Genomic DNA, 1,100 nt, shown 5'->3' on the forward strand with positions numbered 1-1,100 from the left:
TACCCCGCTTAGGAAGGGAAGTTCGGAGCCATAGGCGGTATCAAATTTACGAGTCCCAATATCAATGGGCAATACTGGAATATCAACGGCTCACGCACAACGCTGGACTAGGGAAATTATGAGGGGATCCGTCAGCGCCGCGTTAAGCGGACTAAAATTGTGGGTTAAAATGTGTAGCGAAGCGAAACCTAACCCACTGTTTTAGTTCCGTTTAAACGCCTTGTTAGGCATTTTCATCAGAGATTACATTTGAATCACTTGCCTTATTTATTGAAAGGTGGAGTACTCTGAATGGGCTATCACCTCCAATACCTCCCACCATTTTTTGTTTTTCAATCGCGGCGAAAGTAAATATATTCAATTCACGTAACGCCTTTATTTCTTTATCCAAATCTCTCGACGCATTAATTTGCTGAAGAGGCTCCATCTCTTGGGCTAGTTCAGCCCAGTCTTTGACATTTTGTATAAATGACCCGACTAAATCTAACTCTTCATCGGTTAAGTTATCACTATAATCGTTATAAAAGGCACAAGCACCAGCTGCAATATGGAACATTTCTTTTCCTGAGTTAATTACTGGTAATTTATCAGGGATCTCTTCTTTGATTCGTTGTATTCGCACCTTGGGAATTTCAGGTATGTCTTTTAGTTTATTTTCAACCCACTTCTCATGATTACCCTTTATAGTTCTCAGTAACTCAGGTGTATAAGTTTCAACTTGATCATCAATTTGTTTATGGTGAATACGACAAAGTAATATTAAGTTCGATACATCATCGATTTTTTCTCGAGGAAAGTCCGAGTCACTTCGGGGACCACTTTTAGCTCCTGATATAATATGACACTCCTCTCCTACAACAGACTCAGCATCGTTGGGGGTATTATCAAATACCAACGTATGCCTGCACATTGCGCATTTATTGCCAGATCTCCCCCAAAGAATTTTTCTATTTTTATCGGAAATTGACAATGAACACTCCTTATATGCCTAACGCCGCACTCTCACGAATCCCCTCATAATTTCCAATAAAAACAATGAGTAGACGCGCATCGCTCATTCTGATCTAATGAATTTCGCCAAAAACACACCTTATCAAATG

1 protein-coding gene is annotated in these 1,100 nt (G+C 39.9%); it reads right to left on the reverse strand.

Annotated elements, in window-relative coordinates; translation table 11 throughout:
- Positions 1–223: 223 nt before the first annotated feature.
- Positions 224–970: an HNH endonuclease signature motif containing protein gene (locus D1Z90_RS20735; RefSeq protein ID WP_119912659.1), complete on the reverse strand. Its 747-nt coding sequence runs from the start codon at positions 968–970 to the stop codon at positions 224–226.
- Positions 971–1,100: the final 130 nt, after the last annotated feature.

Origin of the sequence: Motilimonas pumila (assembly GCF_003596335.1) — a bacterium.
In the GTDB taxonomy this organism is placed as follows: Bacteria; Pseudomonadota; Gammaproteobacteria; order Enterobacterales; family CBDFNC01; genus Motilimonas; species Motilimonas pumila.